Origin of the sequence: Pseudomonas sp. BJa3 (genome assembly GCF_026343815.1) — a bacterium.
Lineage (GTDB): Bacteria > Pseudomonadota > Gammaproteobacteria > Pseudomonadales > Pseudomonadaceae > Aquipseudomonas > Aquipseudomonas soli.
In genome coordinates this window covers 287,239-309,522 of record NZ_JAOXMC010000008.1, presented here as the reverse complement: position 1 = coordinate 309,522, position 22,284 = coordinate 287,239, and the positions used below count along the sequence as shown (strand labels likewise).

Sequence of the window (22,284 nt, the reverse complement as noted above, 5' to 3'; positions counted from 1 at the left end):
TGCCCGTCACCTCCCTCCGCAAGACCTGCGTTCGGCCTCCTGAAGTCGCAATTTGTGTCGCCTGAACTATCGCGCACTTAGAGTGCAAAAGCAAAAAACAACAGCAACAGCAACAGCAACAGCAACAGCAACAGCGTGACTTAGAGATTCTCCATAGTCGTTCAGCCACGGCGGCGCTTTCATGTCACGGCTGAATAAATACGCTGAGCAAAAGTTTCATTAAAACCAACACCCTCGCCAATGACACCTGCAACCAATCGCTATACCCCCCCTGCTCAGGACAGTCTCGAAGTTTTCCGGGGCAGCCACGCGGCAAATTACACTGAACGCTTGCACGCTGAGCAAAGTCTGCTGGATATCACCAACCTGAGGAGACCCGGCAATGCACGATATCCATTGGACAACGGACACACCGGAACACAATGTCCAAGGCCTGGAGCGCATCAGCTCCCTGGCTGGGGGCGCGTTGATGATCAGCAAGGGGCTACGCCACGGTGGCCTGCTGGGGATGTTGCAGGTTGCCGTCGGCGGCCTGGCGCTGGCCCGTGGTGTAAGCGGGCATTGCTCGACCAAGGCGTGGTGGTTGCGGCATCGCGCCGAATATTTGCGCCTGCATCGCGACATAGAACGGGGGGCTGCCGAGCTCAAGGCGCTGAAGGCCAGTGCCGAGGCAGCAACCCGTACCGCAATGGTGACCGGCGGTTGAAAGCTTCGCGGGGCAAGCCCGCTCCCACGAGCCCGCGTTCAAAATGATTGTCCGGGGTCGTGGGAACGGGCTTGCCCCCGCGATAGATCTTGGGTCTAGCGCAATACCTTGCTTTGCAATACTTCGGACTGCCGCCCCAGGACGTTCTCGCTGATCTGCACGAACTCCTCGGTGCTGACGCTCGACAGGCGCATCAGAGCCCGGGCGACATCGTCCAGCGAGCGCTTGTCGTGGTTGTGCAGGCGGATCTCGCGATCCAGCGCCTGCAACAGCAGCACGCCGCGAGCCACCTGCGCCGAGCTGGCCTTGGCACCCTTGAGGTGATTCACTCTGTCGCCAAGTTTATGCAAGCGCGCCTGCAACGCCTCGTAACGGTCGTCGCTCATGCCTCCAGCACGCCGCAGCAGCTCGCTGGCGTAATAGTCGGCCAGGCTCTCGCCGAGCCAGTCGCTGCCATCGCGGTCGTTGATCTGGGCGAACAATTGCACCAGCTCGCGCAACAGCGGGCTATTGCCGTTCTCGCTGATCAGCGGCCGGCCACTGTGCAAGTACAGGGAATTGTTGCCTGGCAGCACGCCACGCCACATCTCGTCGCGGGCACCGACCAGCAGCAACTTGGGCGGGTTGCGTGGAAACACCGACTGCAACTGCGGCCAGACGAAGGTCAACAGGGTCAAGGTGTCCATGCGGCGCATGCCCTGCCCCTGCGGCGCGGCGACGGTCACCTCGGTGTCGCCAAGGCGCGCACGGCGGCTGCCCAGGTTGCCGGCGAGCATCCAGCCAGTGGGGCGATCGAACAGGCGCGATACGTCATCGATGCGGAATTTCTGCCGGCCGATGCGCGGCCAGGCGGTTTCGACACTCTTCCAGCCGGCCGGCAGGTCGAAGGCCAGGCGCGACACCAGCTCGGTGCCGTCCTGCTGGTCGAGGCGCGCCGGCGGCACCAGCTGATCGCCACGGAACAGCGCCCAATGCGCGGTCATGCGGGTTTCATGGACACCGCCCTTCGGTTGCTGGTCGAGCAGCACGCGGTAGCTGAGGCTGGTCTTGCCTGATGCCGGGTGCCAGACGCCGCGCCCGTTCTGCACCTGCCACTGGCCATCAGCAAGGAAGTCGCTGTAGACGCCGGCTTTGCCCAGGTCGAAGTCGAGGCTGCGCACCACGCTGCCGTCGGCCAGGGTCAGGCGCACCTCGGCCTGGCCGCTTTGCGGCAAAAGGCGAACCTGATAGTCCAGATCGACTTTCCTGGCCAGCGCCTGAGTGCTGAGCAGCAGGCCAAGCACCATCAACAGCGGGCGACGCATAGCGAAACTCCTTGTAGCCGCGCGGCTCAACCCGCGCGAAAAATCAGGTGGTCTTCCCAGTCGTCTTCATCCACATCGTTCTCGCTGAGCATCCGCCCGGACCGGGAAATGCGTTGCTCATGCACTTGCCCGCGATCGCCGCAGACCAGGTGGTGCCACGACGGCAAGTCCTGGCCTTCGCTGACCAGGCGATAAGCGCAGGTGGGCGGCAGCCACTTGAACTGGTCGGCCTTGCCTGGGGTCAGCTGGATGCAATCTGGCACGAAGCGGAAGCGATTGGGATAGTCGCTGCACTGGCAGGTCTGCAGGTCAAGCAGCTTGCAGGCGATGCTCGTGTAGTAGACGCTGTTGTCCTCTTCGTCCTCGAGTTTCTGCAGGCAGCACAGGCCGCAGCCGTCGCACAGCGACTCCCACTCTTGCGCATCGAGCTGGTCGAGGGTCTTGCGCCGCCAGAAGGGCGCGGTATCGGCGATCATCACACGTGTTCCTGCAGTCAACATGAATCCGCGGCGCGCGGCGGCGCCAGTCTAGAGGCAGTCCGGCGGCAACGCCAGACCGCTTGTCAGTGCTCGCCGGACGCAGTAGCGTGCGGTCTTTGTCCCAGTCCTTGCAGGAGCAACCATGAGCGCCACCCCACGCATCGCCGACTATGCCATCAACGAGCAGTTCATCAATCGCTGGTCGCCCCGCGCCTTCACCAACGAGCCGATCAGCCAGGAAACCTTGCTGAGCTTCCTCGAAGCCGCGCGCTGGGCGCCGTCGGCCTACAACTCGCAGCCGTGGCGTTTCCTCTATGCCCGCCGCGACACACCCAGCTGGGCGCGCTACCTGGACATCCTCAACGAGTTCAACCGCAGCTGGGCGCAGCATGCCTCGGCGCTGGTGCTGATCATCTCCAAGACCACCTTCGCCGCACCCGGCTCCGATGAAGAGAAGCCGGCCCTGTGGCACACCTTCGACACCGGCTCGGCCTGGGGCCATCTGGCGTTGCAGGCCAGCATCAGCGGCTGGCACACCCACGGCATGGCCGGCTTCGATCAGGACCTGGCCCGGCGCGAGCTGAAGATCCCCGAGGGCTACGCACTGCACGCAATGGTGGCAATCGGCAAGCTGGGCGACAAGGCGACCCTGGCCGAAGGTTTGCAGGCCCGTGAAATGCCGAGCCCGCGCCGACCGTTGAGCGAGCTGGCGGCCGAAGGCGATTTCAGCTTGTAAGGTTGCATCTGATTCATCGCGGGACAAGCCCGCTCCCACGGGTCACGGTACACCCCGTGAGAGCGGGCCGTAGAGCAAACGTCTGTCAGTAGCCCCGCGCGAAATCCACTTCCCCACGTAACCCCTGCCCCGCCGAATACGCCCGCGCATTCCCGACGAACAACCGCACCATCGCCGTCGGCGAAGTCGGCGCTGAGCTGTGCCCGGTCAGCAGCAGCCCCCAGGCAGTCCAGAATGGGTGGCGCTGGGGCAACGGCTCCTGGCGGCAGACATCGATCACCGCGCCGGCCAGGTGCCCTTGCTTGAGCGCCTCGACCAGGTCGGCATCGACTACCGCCACGCCGCGCCCGGCATTGATGAACAAGGCACTGGAGCGGAAGCACTTGAACAATGCCGCATCGTACAGGTCATGGGTGGCCGGCGTGTCGGGCAACAGGTTGAGCACGTAGTCGGCCTCGCCGACCAGGCGGGGCAACTGGTCGAGCCCGGCAACCTCGACGAAAGGCGCCTGCTCACGGGCACTGCTGGCTACCCCGGACAAGGTGACGCCAAAGGGCACGAGGAACTCGGCGACTTGCTGGCCGATATCGCCGGTGCCGACGATCAGCACCCGCCGTCCTTCCAGGGTCCGCCCGGGCCGATCATCCCAACGCCGCTCGACCTGGCTGACCAGGCGCGACAGCACATCGCGCTCATGGCCAAGCATGTAGGTGAGCATGTACTCGGCCATCACCTGGCCAAAGATCCCCACCGCCCGGGTCAGGCGGTAGTCGCGCGGCAGGCCGTCGGCCAGCAACGGGGTGATGCCGGCCCAGGTCGATTGCATCCACCGGGGTTTGTGGCCCTGGCGCAACAGGCTGGCCAGCAGGTCGGGCTGGCCCAGCCATACCGGGCAGTCGGGGGCCAGGCGGGCCAGTTCGGCGGAATCGCCACTGGTCAGGACCTCCAGGTCCGGCGCCGCCTCGCCCAGCAGGCGGGCATAGTTGGCATGATCCTGTTCAGCGATCAGAACGCGCATGTGACACACAACCTTGGCAAACAACGGAAGCGGCCCGCCAGGCGGGCCGCAGACAGAGAAGAGACCGCGCCCGGATCAGGCCGGGTCGTTGCGGCGCAGCAGTTCTTCGGGCAGGTGCTCGATGTAGTCGTCGTCCGGAGGCGGCATCTGCAGGTGGTAGCCCTGGTTGTCGAGGTTTTCCAGCACCTTGGCGATGTCCTCGCGGGCCAGCTTGCGCTCGGGGCTGAGCACCAGGTCGAAGGCGTGCACGGGCGTGCCGAAGAAAGGCAGCAGCCCCTCGGGCACACGCTCCAGGCCATCGGCCTTGAGCACATACAGGTACATTTCGTTCTTGCGGGGGCTCTTGTAGATCGAGCAGATACGTTTCATCGTGAATCTCCGGCACCGGCCAGATCGTCCAGCAGGGCCTGGCCCATGCGCTCGCGACGCCAGCCGCGCAGTGCATCGGGCAGTTGATAGGGACCGTCGGGGTAGCCGCTCTTGAGCAGCGCTTCGAGGGCTTTCTTGCGCAGCATCAGTTCCGGGGCGATGCCCAGGCGCTCACCTTCAGCCTGTCCGATGGCGCGCAGGCGCTTGAGAATGCCGGCGGCTTCGATCGGCAGCGGCTCGGGCAGTGGCGCGGGCCATTGCTCCTGCGGCAGGCTGGCGGCGCGCTTGATCAGCTGGATCAACGCCTCGCCGTCCTGGCGGATGGTACGCGGGTGCATTTCGTCGATTTTCGCCAGCGCCGACGGGCTGTCCGGCTGGCTCTTGGCCATGGGCCACAACGAATGTTCCTTGAGGATGCGATTGCGTGGCACATCGCGGCTGCGGGCCTCACGCTCGCGCCAGGCGCACAGCTCGCGCAGCACGGCCAGCTGCTGGCGGCCGAGCTTCCAAGCCAGCTTGACGTCGCGGTAGAGGGTCTCGGGCTCGACTTCACGGCGCAGCGCGGCAACCAGCTCGGCACCGTCCTCGAGCACCCAGGCGTACTTGTCATCCGACAGCCGCGGGCGCAGGGCGGTGAACAGCTCGGCCAGGTGAACGGCGTCTTCGGCAGCGTAGCTCACCTGGGTGTCCGACAGCGGGCGCTGCAGCCAGTCGGAGCGAGTCTCGCCTTTGGGCAGCTCGAGCCCCAGCACGTCCTGCACCAGACGCGAATAGCCCATGGAGAAACCGATGTTCAGGTAGCCGGCGGCCAGTTGGGTGTCGAACAAGGGTTGTGGCAGCTTGCCGGTCAGGCGCAGCAAGACCTCCAGGTCTTCGCTGCAGGCGTGCAGCACCTTGACCACGCTATTGTCTTCGAGCAGCTCGGCCAGCGGCTGCCAGTCGCGAATCAGCAAAGGGTCGATGAGGAAGGCACGTTTGCCGTCACCGATCTGGATCAACCCGGCTTTCGGGTAGAAGGTGTCGACCCGCATGAATTCGGTGTCGAGGGCCACAAAGGGCAGCTCACGCCAGCTTCGGCAGTGCTGGGCCAGGGTCTGGTCGTCACGGATCCAGTGAATTTCGATGGCCACGAGGCTCTCCCACTAACATTGGCGCGCAGTATATACGGCGCGGGCGCAATGGGTGAAACCTCGCAAGCCACGCCATCCTTGGTGCTGATCGTCGGTACGCTCAGCGATCGGCCGCCAGCCAGGGGCGGCAGCCGGCAAACAGGTCCAGCGAGCGCTGGTAGACCTCGGTGCGCACCTGCAACAGGCCGAGCATCGAGTGGAACAGGTTGTCCTGCGACAACGGCGCATCGCGCAGCTTGCCCAGGCATTCGGTGTCCACGCCGAAGTCCTCGCGGTAGCTGTCGGAGAACCAGGCCAGCAGCGGCACATGCTTCTGCTGCTCTGGTGCGATCATGTAGGGCGTGCCGTGCAGGAACAGGTTGTACTCCCCCAGCGACTCGCCATGATCTGAAAGATAGATCATCGCGGTGTCGACCTTGTCCTGCTTGCTGCGCAAGGTATCGATCAAGGTCGCCAGCACCTTGTCGGTGTAGGCCAGGGTGTTGTCATAGCCGTTGACGATCTCCTGCTGGCTGCACTGGTTCAGAGCGTTGCTGCGGCACACCGGGGTGAAGGGTTCGCTGCCAGCCGGGTAGCGCTTGAAGTATTCCGGGCCATGGCTGCCCATCTGGTGCAGCACCAGCACGGTGTCCTGATCGAGGTTGTCGAGCAGCTCCGCTAGCCCCTGCAACAGGATGGCGTCGTGGCATTCGCCACCGCCGCACAAGCTCGGATCCTTGAGGTTGCTCACATCGATGAACTGCACCCGGTCACAGGTGCCCTTGCAACCGGACTGGTTGTCACGCCACTGTACCGCCAACCCCGCGCGCTGGAGGATGTCGAGCAGACCTTCGCGGTTCTTCGCCACGCGGGCGTCGTAGTCTTTGCGCGGCATGCCGGAGAACATGCAGGGCACCGAAACAGCGGTCTCGGTCCCGCAGGAGTGGACGTCGGTAAAGCTCAACAGGCCCTGCTCCTTGCTCAATTGTGGGGTAGTGTCGCGGGCATAGCCGAGCAGGCCGAAGTTTTCCGCCCGGGCACTCTCACCGACCACCAGCACTGTCAACGACTTGCGCTGGTGCCGCTGCCAGGCCGCATCACGGCGGGCGTCCTCGCCATAGCGCTGGAAAGGTCGGGTAGCCGTGCCCACTTGCTCGCTGGCATAGCCGATGGAAGCCCCAACGATGTTGCTCGGTGTAAGCATCAAGCGCAGTTCATGGTGATTACGAAACAACGAGGCCAGGCCCTGGTAATTGACCAGCGCCACTGAGCCCAAGGCCGCGACACAGGCACCACTGACCACCAGCTTGCCCAACAGCTCGCGGTGCCAGGGGCGATAGGCGATCCTGGCTTTCCACACCAACAGCGATGGCAGCACCCCCAGCAAAAATAAATAAACGGCAAACTTCAGTGAAAGCAGGTCGCGCACTTCCGCGACATTGGTTTCGGCCACGTTGCGGAACATGCCGGCATCAATAAGCACACCGTATTGATTCATAAAGTAAGCGACACTTGCGCCACTGATGAACAACACAATCAATACCGGTTTCAATACATAACGAAACGCGAGCAATGTGAGTATGAGATTGAAGGCGAACAGCATCAGCACGGCAAACGCCAGGCTCAACCAGAGCCCCACCATACCCGGCGGCACGATGGACTCAAGGTGTTCCCACAGCATGGTATTGAAGCCGATCAACAGGTACAGGCTGGCCAGCAACGTGACCCATTCGGTGCGCAGGGATCTGAGTTTGAGCATGAGCGTTCGCAACAAGAGTTGATCAGCGGCCAACCCGCCCGGACGGGCAGGTTGGAAAGTTGGCCGAACTCTAGAAAGCCTAGCATCAATTTTTTGTGAAAAAGACGCCAACAATTGGTGGGCCAGCGTCTTTCATTAATTAAATGAATGTCATTCAGCTGCCATTCAGCCAGGCAGGCGAAGTTTGGCGTACGGCTCGCGGTCGATGTCCAGGACTTCGACGCACAACTGAATGTCCAGCCCAGGCTGGGCCGGGATCGCCTCGCGCAGCACCTCGAGCAGGCTGTTCGACAACTGCTGTTTCACCTGCTGCGTACGCCCACTGAGGATCGCCAGGCGCACGTGGGCGAAGGCCCGTTCGGCCGGGGCGGTACCGACCCGGTATTGGGCAAAGGCCTGGGCGCGGCTCTTGATGTCCAGCTCTTCGGCGAACTGGCCACTGCCGACCAGGGCGTGGTTCAGCCGCAGCAGCAGCACATCGACATTGAGGTCGCGCAGATTGTCGCTGTATTCCAGGTTCAGGTGAGGCATGGCGCAGGTTCCGTTCACGCAGGGGGAGGCGACAGCCTAACCCAGTCCCGTACTACGGCAAAGGCGACTATCCTCTTGGTTCAGGCTCGTTTACCAACCCTGAGAGAGGTGAAGAAATGCCAGTTCCGCATGATTTGCTCGCAGACCTGCACGTGACGGCCGACCAGTTCCAGGCCCTGATCGACAAGAACCAGGACCTGCACAAGCTGCACAAGGAATACAACGCCAAGGACAAGGAAGTGCTCGCCGCCGAAGGCAATGCCACCGGCGACGACACCGTAAACCGCCTGCGCAAGGAGCGGGTGCTGATCAAGGACAAGATCGAACGCATCGTCCACCCACCAAAATCCTGATTCCCCAACCGACGCTATCGCGGGGCACGCCCGCTCCCAGGTACCGCGCAGACGCCAAGGCATACGCGGCCATCGCGGGAACGGGCTTGTTCCGCGATGACGTCGAAAGCCCTTAAGCGGAAGCCATCAGCGCCCCCTCCAGATCCTCGATCAGATCGCGGCAATCCTCGATCCCGATCGACAGCCGCAGCAGGTTCTCACTGATCCCCATAACGCCCTTCTGCTCCGGGCTCAGGGAGTTGTGCGACATGCTCCAGGAGTGGTTGATCATGCTCTCCACACCGCCCAGCGAGTCGGCCAGGACGAAGATCGACAGCGCCTCGACCAGGCGGTTGACCGCAGCCCGGTCGCCCTTGATGCGCAACGCCACCACCGCGCCGCCCGTGCGCATCTGGCGTTTGCACAGTTCATGCTGCGGGTGGCTTTCCAGGCCAGGGTAGTAGACCTGCTCGACCTGCGGATGCTGTTCGAGGAACTGCGCCACACGCAGGGCGTTGGCGCTCTGGCGCTCCATGCGCACATCGAGGGTCTTCAGCCCGCGCAATGCCAGGTAGCAGTCGAACGGCCCCTGGATCGCGCCGACCGCCATGCTGATCTTGCGCAGGCGCCCCAGCAACTCGTGGTTGGCCGCCACCACAACGCCACCGGTGAGGTCTGAGTGGCCGCCGATGTACTTGCTCGCCGAATGCATCACCAGGTCCACGCCCAAGGTGATCGGCTGCTGGTTCCACGGCGAACAGAAGGTGTTGTCGATGCAGGTCATCACCCCCCGCTCACGGGCCAGTTTGCAGACTGCCTTGATATCCACCAGGTGCAGCAGCGGGTTGGTCGGCGATTCGATCCAGATCAGCTGGGTCTCGGGGCGGATGGCCGCAGCCACCGCCTCGACGTCGTTGAGGTCGACGTAGGTGGTGGTCAGGCCCGAGGTGCGTCCACGGTAGTCTTCCAGCAGGCGGAAGGTGCCGCCGTAGACGCCGTTCATCACCACCACATGGGCATCCTTGGACAGCAGCTCGAGCACCGTGGCGGTGGCGCCGACGCCCGAGGCGCAGGCGACCGCGCCGACGCCCTCCTCCAATGCGGCCACGCAGGTCTCGTAGGCATGGCGGGTCGGGTTGCTGACCCGGCTGTAGGCGTATTCGGGGTTGTCGTCCAGGCCGCGCTTGATGAACGAGCTGGAAGTGACGATGGCCGGGAAGATGGCGTTGTCGGCGACGCTGGACTGCTCGCCGGCGTGGATGGTGCGGGTGGCGAAATTGCGCGGTTTGTCGGACATGGTCGGGTCCATTGCCTGAGGGTGGAAAACCACCACTATCTCATATCCACCACCCCAAGGCGCCAGCGGAACAATTCCATCGACGCAGCGGCTGAAACGGTTCCAACGTTCCGAGCAAGCGGCTACTCTCGGGAAACTTTTCTCGCAATCGGCCATACGACGTCATGGACAGTTTCGACCAGCACATCCTCACCCTGCTCCAACGCGACGCCTCGCTGTCCCTCAAGGACCTGGCCGAAGCGGTCAACCTGTCCACCACACCGTGCTGGAAACGGGTCAAGCGCCTGGAAGAGGAAGGCTACATCCGCAGCCGCGTCGCCCTGCTCGATCCCGAGCGCCTGGGCCTGGGCCTTACGGTGTTCGTCCAGCTCAAGACCCAGCGCCACGACAGCGCCTGGCTGGCGCAGTTCGCCGCCACGGTGACGGCGTTCGAGGAAGTGATGGAGGTGTATCGCATGTCCGGCGACTGGGACTACATGCTGCGGGTGGTGGTGGGCGACATCGCTGCCTACGACCGCTTCTACAAGAAGCTGATCACCAGCACCGACGGGCTGTCGAACATCACCTCGAGTTTTGCCATGGAGCAGATGAAGTACACCACGGCGTATCCGGTGGGGCGCTGAAATGGTCGCTGGCAGGACCGGTCTCACCCCCGGCAAGCCGGCTCCCCCCCGACCGCGTCCACCTCAAGCCGAACGATATCCTTGTGGGAGCTGGCTTGCCAGCGATGAGGCCAACCCTGTCAGTCAGCCAGGGTAGCCTCGATCCGATTCCCCGCCCTCGCCTTCTCCAACTTGATCGCCACGAACTTCGAGGTTGGTGTGTAGGTCCCCTCACCGTAGCTTTCCAGCGGCACCAACGGATTGGTCTCCGGGTAATACGCCGCCGCCTGACCTTCAGGCACGTCATATGCCACCAGGCGGAAGCCCGACACCCGCCGCTCACGGCCATCCTCCCATAGCGACACCAGGTCCACGTGCTCACCCGGCTCGAAGCCCAGGCGGCGTATGTCGGCCTCGTTGACAAACACCACCTCGCGCAGGCCGAACACCCCACGGTAGCGGTCATCCAGCCCGTATAGGGTGGTGTTGTACTGATCGTGGGAGCGCAGGGTCTGCAGGATCAGATCTGGCTTGTCACCACGGGCCAGCACGGTCGCGTTGACCAGATGCTCCGGCAACTGACTCGGTATGAAACGCGCCTTGCCGGTAGCGGTGCGGAAGTTGCGTTCGGCGGCCTGGTTGCCCAGGTGGAACCCACCGGGATGCTGTAGGCGGGCGTTGAAATCGGCGAAGCCGGGAATCACGTCGGCGATCATGCTGCGGATGCGGCCATAGTCGGCAATCGCGTAGTCCCAATCGATGGGCCGGTTGCCAAGGGTGGCCTTGGCCATGCCAGCAACGATCGCCGGCTCCGAACGCAACTGCGCTGATCGTGGCTTCAGCTGCCCATGGGAAATATGCACCATGCTGAAAGTGTCCTCCACGGTGACGCCCTGCGGCCCCTCGGCCTGGATGTCGATCTCGGTGCGGCCCAGACACGGCAAGATCAGCGCATCGCGCCCGGTAACCAGGTGCGAGCGATTGAGCTTGGTGGAGACCTGCACGGTCAGCTCGCAGTTGCGCAGTGCGGCGTGGGTCCGCGGGGTGTCGGGCGTCGCCTGGGCGAAGTTGCCGCCCAAGCCGATGAACACCTTGGCCCGACCTTCTTCCATAGCCTGGATCGCCAGCACGGCGTTGTGACCGTGGGCACGTGGCACTTTGAAGTGGAAGCGCTTCTCGAGGGTGTCGAGCCAGGCAGCGCTGGGCTTCTCGTCGATGCCCATGGTGCGGTCGCCCTGCACGTTGCTGTGGCCACGCACTGGCGACAGGCCAGCGCCGGGCTTGCCGACGTTGCCGCGCAGCAGCTGCAGGTTGACGATTTCCTGCACGGTGGGCACCGAGTGGCGGTGCTGGGTGACGCCCATGGCCCAGCACATGATGACCCGCTCGGCCTTGCGGTACATGCGCGCGGCCAGCTCGATCTCAGCCTTGTTCAGGCCCGACTGCTCGACGATATGTTCCCAGGGTGTGGCGTCCACCACAGCCAGGTAGGCCTCGACGCCACTGGTGTGCTCAGCGATGAAAGCGTGATCGAACACCGGCGGCTCGTCGTTCAGTTGCGCTTCGCGTTCCCACTGCAGGAGGAACTTGGCGATGCCGCGCATGGCCGCCATGTCGCCACCCAGCGCCGGGCGGAAGTAGGCGGTATTGGTTGGTTCGGAGCCATTGCTGAGCATCTCGAACGGGTGCTGCGGATGCTGGAAGCGCTCGAGCCCGCGCTCTTTGAGCGGGTTGAAGCAGACCACCTGGGCACCACGCTTGACCGCCTCGCGCAGCGGTTCGAGCATGCGCGGGTGGTTGGTGCCGGGGTTCTGGCCAATCACGAAGATCGCATCGGCCAGCTCCAGGTCATGGAACACCACCGTGCCCTTACCCACGCCAAGGGTTTCGGCCATGCCCACGCCGCTGGCCTCGTGGCACATGTTCGAGCAGTCGGGGAAATTGTTGGTGCCGTAGGCACGCACGAATAACTGGTAGAGGAACGCCGCCTCGTTGCTGGCCCGGCCCGAGGTGTAGAACTCGGCCTGGTCGGGCGAAGCAAGGCCGTTCAGGTGCCGGGCGACCAGGGCAAACGCCTCGTCCCAGCTGATCTCGACGTAATGATCGGTGGCCGCGTCGTAGCGCATCGGGTGGGTGATGCGGCCTTGGTACTCGAGCCAGTAGTCGGTCTGTTCGAGCAAGGCGCTGACGCTATAGCGGGCGAAGAACGCCGGATCCACTGAGCGCCCGGTGGCTTCCCAGTTGACCGCCTTGGCGCCGTTCTCGCAGAACTTGACCATGTCGCTTTCCGGCGATTCGCCCCAGGCGCAACCCGGGCAGTCGAACCCACCGTTCTGGTTGGTCTTGAGCATGGCCCGCAGGTTCTTGAAGGCGTTCTCGCTGCCCAGCCAGCTCTTGGTCACGCTCTTGAGCGCACCCCAACCGGCGGCCGGCCCCTTGTAGTCCCTGATGTGTTCGTCCTGGCTCATGCTGCGCTTCTCCGCACGGTGTTTTTTCCAGCCTAAGAAGCGCCCCCTGCTGCGTCCAATCGAAATAAATGACGGCGTGATAAACCGTTTCGATCACCGGGCCCAGACCTTGGCCAGCGCGGCCTGCAGCCGTGATAGAGGGGACTGATCGAATGGTCGGGCAAAGCAATTTGACGCCAATGGGCGCAGGTTATAGCTTGGACCTTATCCGCGGCGTTTGGCCGCCCCCAGCCACTTCAATGTCGAGCGCGAACGTGGAAAAGAACGCCCAGGCCCTGATCGACGGTTTCAACCGCAAAGTCGATTACCTGCGGATGTCGGTTACCGACCGCTGCGACTTTCGCTGCGTCTATTGCATGGCTGAAGACATGCAGTTCCTGCCGCGCCAGCAGATTCTCAGCCTCGAAGAGCTGTACCAGGTCGCCGAGCGCTTCGTCGCCCTGGGCACCCGCAAGATCCGCCTGACCGGCGGCGAGCCGCTGGTGCGCCAAGGCATCGTCGAGCTCTGCGGGCGCATCGCCGCCCTGCCCGGCCTGCGCGAACTGTGCCTGACCAGCAACGGCTCGCAGCTCGGCCGCCTGGCCCAGCCGCTGTTCGATGCCGGCGTGTCGCGCCTGAACATCAGCCTCGACAGCCTCGACTCCGAGCGTTTCCGCGCCCTGACCCGCACCGGCGACCTTGCGCAGGTGATCGCCGGCATCGACGCCGCCCGCGCCGCGGGCTTTCGCCGCACCAAGCTCAACGCGGTGGTGCTCAAGGGCCGCAACGACCACGAGATCGTCGACCTGGTGCGTTTCGCCATCGACCGCGAACTGGACATCTCCTTCATCGAAGAGATGCCCCTGGGCGTAATCAGCGAGCACGAGCGCGGCGAATCGTTCTGCTCCAGCGACGACGTACGCGCACGCCTGGCCGAGCACTTCACCCTGGTCGAGTCGGCCGAGTCGTCCCAGGGCCCGGCGCGCTACTGGCGCCTGGCCGAGGCGCCCAACACACGGGTCGGTTTCATCTCGCCCCACAGCCACAACTTCTGCGCCACCTGCAACCGCGTGCGCCTGACCGTTGAGGGCCGCCTGTTGCTGTGCCTGGGCAACGAACACTCGGTGGACCTCAAGCAGGTCATGCGCCAGCACCCCGGCGACAGCGCCCGCTTGGAAAAAGCCATTCGCGACGCCATGCAGCTCAAGCCCTACCGTCACCACTTCGAAGTGGGCGGCGAGGTGCAGATCCTGCGCTTCATGAACATGACCGGCGGCTGATCGGCCGCCTCTGGAACCGCCTTGATCGTCCACTCACGCCCCGACATGCTGCGCGTGCTGTTCACCCTCAAAGGCTCGATCGTCCAGCGCATCGCCCTGCGCTGCCTGGCGGTGACCTTGCTCGCGGCGCTGATCGTGCTGGTCGAGCGGCATTACCCGGCGCTGTTCTACCCGGTCAGCGCCACGCCCTTCACCCTGTTGGGGCTGTCGCTGTCGATCTTCATGAGCTTTCGCAACAACGCCTGCTACGACCGCTGGTGGGAAGGCCGCAAGGCCTGGGGGCGGATGATCATCGAGGTGCGCTCGTTCGTGCGCGAAAGCGTGGCGATCAAGGACGCGGCGCTGCGCGAGGAACTGCTGCGCAGCCTCTGTGCCTTCGCCCATGCCCTCAATGCCCGGCTGCGCAACGAAGACGAGCTCGGCGCCGCCCGCCCCTGGCTGGGCGAAAGGGCGCAGATAGTGACGCACAATGTCTGCGACGGCATCCTGCGCGAGGTGGGCGAACATTGTTCACGGCTGGCGGAGCGTGGAGCGATCAGCGAGTTCCGCTACACCTTGCTGGAGCAGCGTCTGGCCGGCCTGTCGGACGTGCAGGCCACCTGCGAGCGGATCAAGGGTACGCCACTGCCGTTCCCCTACACCCTGCTGCTGCACCGCACCATCTACATCTTCTGCCTGCTGCTGCCGTTCGCCCTGGCCGAACCGCTGGGCTGGCTGGCACCGCTGTTCACCACCATCGTCAGCTACACCTTCTTCGGCCTGGATGCGATCGGCAACGAGCTGGAGGACCCCTTCGGGCGGGATGAGAACGACCTGCCGACCGATGCACTGGTGCGCACCATAGAGCGTGATGTGCTGTCGGCGCTGGGGCATGAGCCACTGCCACCGGCGTTGGTGCCGGTGGATCATGTGTTGAGTTGAAGTCTCATCGCGGGGCAAGCCCGCTCCCACGCCAGCGTGTGTGCTGAAATAAGATCGGCGTGGGAGCGGGCTTGCCCCGCGATGGAGCCCTGAGGTCAGCCGCGGCTTTCGCAGGCCCCGATCGGCTTCAGGTGCGGGACGAAGTTGCACGGCCGGTGCCGCGCATCCAGCTGCTCGGCCAGGATCCCCTCCCATGCCGTGCGGCAGGCGCCGGTCGAGCCCGGCAGGCAACACACCAGGGTACCGTTGGCCATGCCGGCCAGGGCCCGGCTCTGCACGGTCGAGGTACCGATATCGAGAATCGACAAGGCGCGGAACAACTCACCGAACCCGTCGATGCGCTTGTCCAGCAGGCAGTCCACCGCTTCCGGCGTGCTGTCGCGGCCAGTGAAACCGGTACCGCCGGTAATCAGCACCACTTGCACCTGTTCGTCTGCGATCCAGGTGGCGACCTGGGCGCGGATCTTGTACAGGTCGTCCTTGAGCAGCTCGCGCGCCACCAGGCGGTGGCCCACGCCGACGGCGCGGCTGGCCAGCAGCTCGCCGGAGGTATCGTTCTCGAAGGTGCGGGTGTCGCTGACGGTCAGCACCGCGATGTTCAGCGGTACGAACACCGCGTCCGGTTTCACGCTCATGGCCTTTGCTCCAGGATTGGCTTGTCGGCCACGTTAGAGACAAGCCCCGGCAGCGTCCAATCGATAGGGCGTACCGGATGATCGACGATTTCTATCGCCGATCTCGGCCCCCCTACCGGGTCGGTGAAATGTTCATCAAGGATTAGCCAGGTGCTTCACTCTTGGTTAAGGTCTACCCACCCCCGCAACCCCAGGCCGCACCATGGACATCAAACAGCTCAAGTTCCTCATCGCCCTCGACCAGACCCGCCACTTCGGCCAGGCTGCAGCGCTGTGCCACATCACCCAGCCGACCCTGTCCATGCGCCTGCGCAACCTCGAGGACGAACTGGACCTGGTGCTGGTCAAGCGCGGCCAGCGCTTCGAAGGCTTCACCGAAGCCGGCGAGCGCATCCTGGCCTGGGCCCGCACCCTGCTCGCCGCCCATGACGGCCTGCAGGCCGAGGCCGCCAGCTGCCGGGGCCAGGTGGTCGGCAGCCTGCGCCTGGGCACCGTGCCGCTGGCCAGCTTCAACCCCATGCAACTGCTGATGCCGCTGCGCGAGAAGTACCCCGAACTGCACTTCCAGCTGTCGTCGCTGAGCTCCGAGCAGGTGATCGACGGCCTGAGCCGCAACCAGCTCGACCTGGGCATCTGCTACCTCGACCAGGTCAACACCAGCTTCTTCGAAGTGATCGAGCTGAGCACCACCACCATGGGCCTGCTGCACGACACCCGGCACTTCCAGTTCGAGGCCGACAGCCTACGCTGGGAAGACCTCGGCGAGCTGCCGCTGGGCCTGCTGAGCAAGGGCATGCACTACCGCCAGTCCCTCGACCTGAGCTTGCGCAGCCGGGGCCTGGCGCCCAATGCCGTGCTCGAGAGCGACTCGACCTTCCAGCTGATCCAGGCGATCAGCTCCGGCGTGTGCTGCGCGGTCATGCCGCTCGACTGCGGCCTGGAAGACCTCAACCAGCACATGCGCATCATCCCCGTGCAGGAGGCCAGCATCCACAGCCCGGTCGGCCTGCTGCTGCGCCGCAGCGAGCCACGCTCGGCCATCGCCGAGCAGTGTTTCGACGAGGCCCGCGCCCTGTTCAGCAGCGAGTGATCAGCACTTGATCAATGCGAGCATGGCCATGTTGCGTGGGCGGGTGATCCCGGAGTAACCACGGTCACCGAACAGACCTGGCAATGCATAGTTGACCCGCGCATCGACCCCACCCAGCGAAATGGTCGAATACTCGTCGGTGGAGTAGGCATCCACGCCCATCGCGACTTGCGAAGCGGGACCTGTGTTCTGCGTGGTGGATGCACTCCAGACGCCGTTGGCTATGTTCTCGGTGGTGTCGTAAGGGTAGAGGCTGCCTTTCTGCCAGGAGCCGAACGCCCGGCCTTGGTCTACTCCACGGCCGTCATCGAAACCACGGATGAACTCACCGCGCAGGTCAGGCAGACCAAAGGTCGTGACACCATCGCCAGCGCCATAGGTGGTGCCGATGGCGGCGAACAATGCGCCATGCTCGGCGCGAGACACCAATGCCCCATCGGCCTTCAGCCAGCCCACCGGCGCCTCGTTGGCTGCGGAGAACTTGATGTCACCAGGCGCGGCTCCGGAGAAACCGATGATCTGGCCAAGCGTCACGGCATGCTGGCTATGCGTGGCATTGGCCACCTGCTGGGCACCACCCTCGCAGTTCAGCAGGATCCAGCACAGGGCCCCCTGGTTGAGCAGTGGACCGAGATAGGAAACTAGCGTCACGTTGCCGCCAGCGACAATCTCGTTGCCTTGCAACAGCTGGCCACCGAGGCCGTAGATCGGCGCAGCTGCCAGACCATCGGGAGCATAGGACGCATCCGCTACGTTGGTGCTGGTCGCACGAAAGTACTGAACGACACCATCGGTAGTAGGTAGCGCTGCAAAAGGCAGGGAATTCTTGGCGGTGTAAGCGGTTGCCATCGTGAACATCCTGTATCGATTGAGTTTATGCATGCTACTGAGTAGCGCTGAAACTCATTTTATGCATAGAAGCATAACAAATCAATGCATTTATGCATCAGCCCTTAATTCGTTGCCATCCGGTACTGCCGCGGCGTAAAACCGGTCAGTTGCCTGAACTGCCGGCTGAAGGCGCTGTGATCGGTGTAGCCACAGCGCAGGGCCACCTCGATGATCGGCAGGTCGCTGTGCAGCAACTGGTGCGCATGCTCCAGGCGGGCCTTGTGGATCATCTGCCGGGGCGTGAGGTGGAATATCCGCTTGCAGTAGCGCTCCAGCTGCGCCACCGAGATCCCGGCGATGCGGGTCAGCTCGCCCATGCTGATCGGCTGGTGGAAATGCGCGCGGATATGCGCATCCACCGCCGCCAGCCGCTGGTAGGCGGGGTGGGTGTCGGCGGCTGACTGCAGGTCGACGGAAATGCCCACCAGGCCGATGATCCTCCCCGCCGGATCGTACAGCGGACGCTTGTGGGTCAGGCACCAGCCCGGTTCGCGGCTGCCGTACAGGTGCAGCTCCAGCTGGTCTTCCAGCACCAGGCCCTGCTCCAGCACCCGGCGGTCCTGCTCGGTGTAGCCGGGGCCCAGGCGCGCCGGGAACACTTCGGCGCTGGTCTTGCCCAGCAGCGGCTGCAGGCGCTTGAGGCCGCAGCGCTGGACCAGCGTGCGATTGGCCAGCACGTAGCGGGCCTGGTCATCCTTGATGAAGATCGCCGCATTGGCGATCACGTCGAGCATGGGCAGCAGCCAGACCACACCGGTGAGCAGGGCCTCGAGGGATTCGGGGCGGTGCTGGTCGAGGTGCTGGTACAGCGCTGTCAGTGGGGTCTTGAACATGCGGGATTTCTCTTTGGGATTTACCAGCCCTATCGCGGGGCAAGCCCGCTCCCACGCCAGCTGCACGGCACGCGTGGGAGCGGGCTTGCCCCGCGATAGGCCGGCAACGCCAACCTAAATCACCCCAAGCCCGCCGCACCAGCCTTTCTGCCTGACTGTGCCGATTTCGTCACTCACCTTGCAGAAAACCATCAAGAACCGACGCCTCGATCGGTCCACTCTATGCCCCACGCAAGCCGCCCCACGACCTACAAGAGCGCGGCCGACCAAGCCGCATCGTGACATCAGACCTGCCTATCCAAAACCTACAAAAAGGCGCACCCATGTCAGGCAAATTCAAGAAACAGCTGTCATTGCTCGACCTCACCTTCATCGGCCTCGGCGCGATCTTCGGCTCCGGCTGGCTGTTCGCCGCCAGCCACGTCTCGGCCATCGCCGGCCCGGCCGGCATCCTCTCCTGGTTCCTCGGAGGCTTCGCCGTGCTGCTGCTGGGCATCGTCTACTGCGAGCTCGGCGCCGCCCTGCCGCGGGCCGGGGGCGTGGTGCGCTACCCGGTGTACTCCCACGGCCCGCTGCTGGGCTACCTGATGGGTTTCATTACCCTGATCGCCTTCTCCAGCCTGATCGCCATCGAAGTGGTCGCCTCGCGCCAGTACGCCGCGGCCTGGTTCCCGGCCTTGACCAAGACCGGCTCCAGCGACCCGACGGTGCTTGGCTGGCTGGTGCAGTTCGCGCTGCTCGGGCTGTTCTTCCTGCTCAACTACCGCAGCGTGAAGACCTTCGCCAAGGCCAACAACCTGGTCAGCGTGTTCAAGTTCATCGTGCCGCTGCTGGTGATCGGCGTACTGTTCACCTTCTTCAAGCCGGAGAACTTCGAGGTCCAGGGCTTCGCGCCGTTCGGCCTGTCCGGGGTGGAGATGGCGGTGTCGGCCGGCGGCATCATCTTCGCCTACCTGGGCCTGACCCCGATCATCTCGGTGGCCAGCGAGGTGAAGAACCCGCAGCGCACCATCCCCATCGCGCTGATTCTCTCGGTGCTGCTGTCCACCGCGATCTATGCCCTGCTGCAACTGGCGTTCCTCGGCAGCGTGCCGACCGAGATGATCGCCAACGGCTGGGCCGGGGTGACCAAGGAACTGGCCCTGCCCTACCGTGACATCGCCCTGGCCCTGGGCGTCGGCTGGCTGGCCTACCTGGTGGTGGCCGACGCGGTGATCTCGCCCAGCGGCTGCGGCAACATCTACATGAACGCCACCCCGCGAGTGATCTACGGCTGGGCGCAGACCGGCACCTTCTTCAAGTACTTCACCCGCATCGACGAGCAATCCGGCATCCCGCGCCCGGCGCTGTGGCTGACCTTCGCCCTGGCGGTGTTCTGGACCCTGCCGTTCCCGTCGTGGGAGGCGCTGATCAACGTGGTATCCGCCGCCCTGGTACTGAGCTACGCCGTAGCCCCGGTGTCCGTGGCCGCCCTGCGTCGCAGCGCCCCGGACATGGCCCGGCCGTTCCGGGTCAAGGGCATGGGCGTGCTCGGCCCGCTGTCGTTCATCATCGCCGCGCTGATCGTCTACTGGTCGGGCTGGAACACCGTGTCCTGGCTGCTGGCGCTGCAGATCGTGATGTTCGTGCTGTACCTGCTGTGCCGCCGTTTCGTGCCTACCGAACACCTGTCGCTGGGCCAGCAGGTGCGCTCGTCGGCCTGGCTGATCGGCTTCTACGCCGTGACCATTTTCCTCTCCTGGCTGGGCAGCTTCGGTGGCCTGGGCGTGATCGGCCACCCGCTGGATACCGTGGTCGTGGCTGCCAGTGCCCTGGGCATCTACTACTGGGGCGCCGCCACCGGCGTGCCGGCGCGGCTGGTGCGCCTCGATGGCGACGATGAAAGCGAAGCCAGCAGCGAAACCCATGCCGGCCGACAGCCCGCCGCTGTCGCCTCCTGACCCACTACACAATGGACACGCTGATGAAACAGGTTCATGTCATCGACTCCCACACCGGCGGCGAACCGACCCGCCTGGTGATGAAGGGCTTCCCGCCACTGCACGGCCACAGCATGGCCGAGCAGCGCGACGAACTGCGCGAGCTGCACGACCACTGGCGCCGCGCCTGCCTGCTGGAGCCGCGCGGCAACGACGTGCTGGTGGGCGCGCTGTACTGCCCCCCGGTGTCCGCGGATGCGACCTGCGGGGTGATCTTCTTCAACAACGCCGGCTACCTGAACATGTGCGGTCACGGCACCATCGGCCTGGTCGCTTCGCTGCGCCACCTCGGCCTGATCGAACCTGGCGTGCACAAGATCGATACACCGGTCGGCCAGGTCAGTGCCACCTTGCATGACGACGGCTCCGTCACTGTCGGCAACGTGCCGTCCTACCGCTACCGCCGGCAGGTCGCGGTGCAAGTGCCTGGGCATGGCCAGGTGCATGGCGACATCGCCTGGGGCGGCAACTGGTTCTTCCTGGTCTCCGACCACGGCCAGCGTATCGAGCTGGACAACCGTGAAGCCCTCACCGACTACACCTGGGCCCTGCTCAAGGCCCTCGAGGCCCAGGGCATCACCGGCGAACACGATGCCCCGATCGACCATGTCGAACTGTTCGCCGACGACGCCAACGCCGACAGCCGCAACTTCGTCATGTGCCCCGGCAAGGCCTACGACCGCTCGCCCTGTGGTACCGGCACCAGCGCCAAGCTGGCGTGCCTGGCCGCCGACGGCAAGCTCGCCGAAGGCCAGACCTGGGTCCAGGCCAGCATCACCGGCAGCCGCTTCCAGGGCCGCTACGAACGCGACGGCGAACGCATTCGCCCGTTCATCACCGGCCGCGCCCACATGACCGCCGACAGCACCCTGCTGATCGACGAACAGGATCCGTTCGCCTGGGGCATCTGACCCCATTCATTTCCCACTGAATACCGCCAGGAGTGACAACAATGACCGACAACATCTTCACCGGCACCATGCCCGCCCTGATGACCCCCTGCACCGCCGAGCGCAAGCCGGACTTCGACGCCCTGGTGCGCAAGGGCCGCGAACTGATCGACGCCGGCATGAGCGCGGTGGTGTACTGCGGCTCGATGGGCGACTGGCCGCTGCTGACCGAGGCCGAGCGCCAGGAAGGCGTGGCGCGCCTGGTGGCCGCCGGCATCCCGACCATCGTCGGCACCGGCGCGGTGAACACCCGCGAAGCCGTATCCCATGCCGCCCACGCCGCCAAGGTTGGTGCCGCCGGCCTGATGGTCATCCCTCGCGTGCTGTCCCGTGGTGCCTCGCTGATCGCCCAGAAGCACCACTTCTCGGCGATCCTCGCTGCCGCGCCGAAGCTGCCGGCGGTGATCTACAACAGCCCCTACTACGGCTTCGCCACCCGCGCCGACTTGTTCTTTGAGCTGCGCCGCGAGTACCCGAACCTGATCGGTTTCAAGGAGTTCGGCGGTGGCGCCGACCTGCGCTACGCCGCCGAGCACATCACCTCCCAGGACGAGGCTGTGACCCTGATGGTGGGCGTCGACACGCAAGTGGTGCATGGCTTCGTCAACTGCAACGCCACCGGCGCCATCACCGGCATCGGCAACGCGCTGCCCCGCGAGGTGCTGCAGCTGGTCAGCCTGAGCAAGCGCGCCGCCAAGGGCGATGCCAAGGCCCGACGCCAGGCCCGGGAGCTGGAAGCAGCGCTGGCGGTACTGTCGTCGTTCGATGAAGGCTGCGACCTGGTGCTGTACTACAAGCACCTGATGGTGCTCAACGGCGACACCGAGTACCGCCTGCACTTCAACGAAACCGACGCCCTCAGCGACGCCCAGCGCAACTATGCCGAGCAGCAGTACGCGCTGTTCCGCAGCTGGTACGCCAGCTGGTCGGCCGAGCAGAACATCGCCTGATAACGAGGACACTGGTGGGAGCGGGCTTGCCCCGCGAAGCAGGCGATGTAGCACCTGGCACCGGAT

At 64.5% G+C, this 22,284-nt stretch carries 22 protein-coding genes; 10 read left to right on the top strand and 12 right to left on the bottom strand.

Features of this window, described 5'->3' with window-relative positions:
- The first annotated feature begins 382 nt into the window (after positions 1-382).
- On the top strand, positions 383-706 hold the full coding sequence (locus OH705_RS12835) for a YgaP-like transmembrane domain (RefSeq protein WP_267302319.1): 324 nt from the start codon (positions 383-385) through the stop codon (positions 704-706).
- Positions 707-801: 95 nt separating this feature from the next.
- On the opposite strand, the gene OH705_RS12830 is transcribed toward OH705_RS12835, so the two are convergent.
- Together OH705_RS12830 and OH705_RS12825 are read right to left on the bottom strand one after the other, a co-directional pair.
- Complete coding sequence (locus OH705_RS12830; RefSeq protein ID WP_038705604.1) at positions 802-2,010, bottom strand: hypothetical protein; 1,209 nt, start codon at positions 2,008-2,010, stop codon at positions 802-804.
- A gap of 26 nt (positions 2,011-2,036) precedes the next feature.
- Positions 2,037-2,486 carry a YcgN family cysteine cluster protein gene (locus tag OH705_RS12825; RefSeq protein ID WP_023631623.1) on the bottom strand — a complete coding sequence of 150 codons (450 nt, stop codon included), beginning with the start codon at positions 2,484-2,486 and terminating at the stop codon, positions 2,037-2,039.
- 145 nt (positions 2,487-2,631) lie between these two features.
- Between OH705_RS12825 and OH705_RS12820 the strand changes: the two genes are divergently transcribed.
- Positions 2,632-3,225, top strand: coding sequence for a nitroreductase family protein (locus tag OH705_RS12820; RefSeq protein WP_023631624.1), 594 nt, complete (start codon positions 2,632-2,634; stop codon positions 3,223-3,225).
- Between the two features lie 85 nt (positions 3,226-3,310).
- Here OH705_RS12820 and OH705_RS12815 read toward each other — a convergent pair whose 3' ends face one another.
- The 5 genes from OH705_RS12815 to OH705_RS12795 form a co-directional block, all read right to left on the bottom strand.
- The gene (locus OH705_RS12815; protein WP_267302318.1) at positions 3,311-4,243 is read right to left on the bottom strand and encodes a D-2-hydroxyacid dehydrogenase; all 933 of its coding nucleotides are present in this window, start codon (positions 4,241-4,243) and stop codon (positions 3,311-3,313) included.
- 75 nt (positions 4,244-4,318) lie between these two features.
- Positions 4,319-4,612: a YcgL domain-containing protein gene (locus OH705_RS12810; protein ID WP_023630461.1), complete on the bottom strand. Its 294-nt coding sequence runs from the start codon at positions 4,610-4,612 to the stop codon at positions 4,319-4,321.
- Positions 4,609-5,742 carry a ribonuclease D gene (gene rnd / locus OH705_RS12805; RefSeq protein WP_023630460.1) on the bottom strand — a complete coding sequence of 378 codons (1,134 nt, stop codon included), beginning with the start codon at positions 5,740-5,742 and terminating at the stop codon, positions 4,609-4,611. Before rnd ends, OH705_RS12810 begins: the two co-directional genes overlap by 4 nt.
- A gap of 100 nt (positions 5,743-5,842) precedes the next feature.
- On the bottom strand, positions 5,843-7,480 hold the full coding sequence (locus tag OH705_RS12800) for a phosphoethanolamine transferase (RefSeq protein ID WP_038705602.1): 1,638 nt from the start codon (positions 7,478-7,480) through the stop codon (positions 5,843-5,845).
- 165 nt (positions 7,481-7,645) lie between these two features.
- Positions 7,646-8,011, bottom strand: a complete 366-nt coding sequence (locus OH705_RS12795; RefSeq protein WP_023630459.1) for a 5-carboxymethyl-2-hydroxymuconate Delta-isomerase — start codon at positions 8,009-8,011, stop codon at positions 7,646-7,648.
- A gap of 116 nt (positions 8,012-8,127) precedes the next feature.
- Between OH705_RS12795 and OH705_RS12790 the strand changes: the two genes are divergently transcribed.
- The gene (locus OH705_RS12790) at positions 8,128-8,364 is read left to right on the top strand and encodes a YdcH family protein (protein WP_023630458.1); all 237 of its coding nucleotides are present in this window, start codon (positions 8,128-8,130) and stop codon (positions 8,362-8,364) included.
- 112 nt (positions 8,365-8,476) lie between these two features.
- Here OH705_RS12790 and OH705_RS12785 read toward each other — a convergent pair whose 3' ends face one another.
- Positions 8,477-9,652: a trans-sulfuration enzyme family protein gene (locus OH705_RS12785; protein WP_267302324.1), complete on the bottom strand. Its 1,176-nt coding sequence runs from the start codon at positions 9,650-9,652 to the stop codon at positions 8,477-8,479.
- A 152-nt stretch (positions 9,653-9,804) separates the two neighbouring features.
- On the opposite strand from OH705_RS12785, the gene OH705_RS12780 reads away from it, so the two are divergent.
- Complete coding sequence (locus OH705_RS12780) at positions 9,805-10,263, top strand: Lrp/AsnC family transcriptional regulator (protein WP_023630456.1); 459 nt, start codon at positions 9,805-9,807, stop codon at positions 10,261-10,263.
- Positions 10,264-10,382: 119 nt separating this feature from the next.
- Here OH705_RS12780 and OH705_RS12775 read toward each other — a convergent pair whose 3' ends face one another.
- Positions 10,383-12,710: an FdhF/YdeP family oxidoreductase gene (locus tag OH705_RS12775; protein WP_023630455.1), complete on the bottom strand. Its 2,328-nt coding sequence runs from the start codon at positions 12,708-12,710 to the stop codon at positions 10,383-10,385.
- Positions 12,711-12,964: 254 nt separating this feature from the next.
- Between OH705_RS12775 and moaA the strand changes: the two genes are divergently transcribed.
- Positions 12,965-13,969 carry a GTP 3',8-cyclase MoaA gene (gene moaA / locus OH705_RS12770; RefSeq protein ID WP_267302317.1) on the top strand — a complete coding sequence of 335 codons (1,005 nt, stop codon included), beginning with the start codon at positions 12,965-12,967 and terminating at the stop codon, positions 13,967-13,969.
- Between the two features lie 21 nt (positions 13,970-13,990).
- The gene (locus tag OH705_RS12765; protein WP_023632838.1) at positions 13,991-14,890 is read left to right on the top strand and encodes a bestrophin family protein; all 900 of its coding nucleotides are present in this window, start codon (positions 13,991-13,993) and stop codon (positions 14,888-14,890) included.
- Positions 14,891-14,985: 95 nt separating this feature from the next.
- Here the strand turns inward: OH705_RS12765 and moaB are convergent, their stop codons facing one another.
- Positions 14,986-15,525, bottom strand: a complete 540-nt coding sequence (moaB, locus tag OH705_RS12760) for a molybdenum cofactor biosynthesis protein B (RefSeq protein WP_023632839.1) — start codon at positions 15,523-15,525, stop codon at positions 14,986-14,988.
- 202 nt (positions 15,526-15,727) lie between these two features.
- Between moaB and OH705_RS12755 the strand changes: the two genes are divergently transcribed.
- A complete protein-coding gene (locus OH705_RS12755) occupies positions 15,728-16,615 on the top strand; it encodes a LysR family transcriptional regulator (protein ID WP_263159017.1) in 888 nt (295 codons plus the stop codon).
- Here the strand turns inward: OH705_RS12755 and OH705_RS29300 are convergent, their stop codons facing one another.
- Both OH705_RS29300 and OH705_RS12745 read right to left on the bottom strand, forming a co-directional pair.
- Positions 16,616-17,464 (bottom strand): phage tail protein, encoded by an 849-nt coding sequence (locus tag OH705_RS29300; RefSeq protein WP_416383577.1) that lies wholly within the window; start codon positions 17,462-17,464, stop codon positions 16,616-16,618. It abuts the gene before it with no gap.
- Positions 17,465-17,568: 104 nt separating this feature from the next.
- Positions 17,569-18,339, bottom strand: coding sequence for an AraC family transcriptional regulator (locus tag OH705_RS12745; RefSeq protein ID WP_050704302.1), 771 nt, complete (start codon positions 18,337-18,339; stop codon positions 17,569-17,571).
- A 323-nt stretch (positions 18,340-18,662) separates the two neighbouring features.
- On the opposite strand from OH705_RS12745, the gene OH705_RS12740 reads away from it, so the two are divergent.
- Genes OH705_RS12740 through OH705_RS12730 form a run of 3 tightly spaced genes read left to right on the top strand, consistent with a single transcriptional unit; the run spans position 18,663 to position 22,218 of the window.
- Positions 18,663-20,279, top strand: a complete 1,617-nt coding sequence (locus tag OH705_RS12740; RefSeq protein WP_267302316.1) for an APC family permease — start codon at positions 18,663-18,665, stop codon at positions 20,277-20,279.
- Between the two features lie 23 nt (positions 20,280-20,302).
- Positions 20,303-21,229 (top strand): 4-hydroxyproline epimerase, encoded by a 927-nt coding sequence (locus OH705_RS12735; RefSeq protein ID WP_038705599.1) that lies wholly within the window; start codon positions 20,303-20,305, stop codon positions 21,227-21,229.
- Positions 21,230-21,270: 41 nt separating this feature from the next.
- On the top strand, positions 21,271-22,218 hold the full coding sequence (locus OH705_RS12730) for a dihydrodipicolinate synthase family protein (RefSeq protein ID WP_038705598.1): 948 nt from the start codon (positions 21,271-21,273) through the stop codon (positions 22,216-22,218).
- The last annotated feature ends 66 nt before the right edge of the window (positions 22,219-22,284 follow it).

Bases quoted from the DNA above. Each gene is read 5' to 3' on its own strand.
- OH705_RS12810 (WP_023630461.1), bottom strand. From the start codon at position 4,612: ATGAAACGTATCTGCTCGATCTACAAGAGCCCCCGCAAGAACGAAATG.
- OH705_RS12785 (WP_267302324.1), bottom strand. From the start codon at position 9,652: ATGGACCCGACCATGTCCGACAAACCGCGCAATTTCGCCACCCGCACC.
- OH705_RS12815 (WP_267302318.1), bottom strand. From the start codon at position 4,243: ATGCGCGTTCTGATCGCTGAACAGGATCATGCCAACTATGCCCGCCTG.
- OH705_RS29300 (WP_416383577.1), bottom strand. From the start codon at position 17,464: ATGGCAACCGCTTACACCGCCAAGAATTCCCTGCCTTTTGCAGCGCTA.
- OH705_RS12825 (WP_023631623.1), bottom strand. From the start codon at position 2,486: ATGATCGCCGATACCGCGCCCTTCTGGCGGCGCAAGACCCTCGACCAG.
- OH705_RS12775 (WP_023630455.1), bottom strand. From the start codon at position 12,710: ATGAGCCAGGACGAACACATCAGGGACTACAAGGGGCCGGCCGCCGGT.
- OH705_RS12740 (WP_267302316.1), top strand. From the start codon at position 18,663: ATGTCAGGCAAATTCAAGAAACAGCTGTCATTGCTCGACCTCACCTTC.
- OH705_RS12790 (WP_023630458.1), top strand. From the start codon at position 8,128: ATGCCAGTTCCGCATGATTTGCTCGCAGACCTGCACGTGACGGCCGAC.
- OH705_RS12830 (WP_038705604.1), bottom strand. From the start codon at position 2,010: ATGCGTCGCCCGCTGTTGATGGTGCTTGGCCTGCTGCTCAGCACTCAG.
- OH705_RS12755 (WP_263159017.1), top strand. From the start codon at position 15,728: ATGGACATCAAACAGCTCAAGTTCCTCATCGCCCTCGACCAGACCCGC.
- OH705_RS12800 (WP_038705602.1), bottom strand. From the start codon at position 7,480: ATGCTCAAACTCAGATCCCTGCGCACCGAATGGGTCACGTTGCTGGCC.
- moaB (WP_023632839.1), bottom strand. From the start codon at position 15,525: ATGAGCGTGAAACCGGACGCGGTGTTCGTACCGCTGAACATCGCGGTG.
- OH705_RS12795 (WP_023630459.1), bottom strand. From the start codon at position 8,011: ATGCCTCACCTGAACCTGGAATACAGCGACAATCTGCGCGACCTCAAT.
- OH705_RS12820 (WP_023631624.1), top strand. From the start codon at position 2,632: ATGAGCGCCACCCCACGCATCGCCGACTATGCCATCAACGAGCAGTTC.
- OH705_RS12735 (WP_038705599.1), top strand. From the start codon at position 20,303: ATGAAACAGGTTCATGTCATCGACTCCCACACCGGCGGCGAACCGACC.
- OH705_RS12835 (WP_267302319.1), top strand. From the start codon at position 383: ATGCACGATATCCATTGGACAACGGACACACCGGAACACAATGTCCAA.
- OH705_RS12745 (WP_050704302.1), bottom strand. From the start codon at position 18,339: ATGTTCAAGACCCCACTGACAGCGCTGTACCAGCACCTCGACCAGCAC.
- OH705_RS12780 (WP_023630456.1), top strand. From the start codon at position 9,805: ATGGACAGTTTCGACCAGCACATCCTCACCCTGCTCCAACGCGACGCC.
- OH705_RS12730 (WP_038705598.1), top strand. From the start codon at position 21,271: ATGACCGACAACATCTTCACCGGCACCATGCCCGCCCTGATGACCCCC.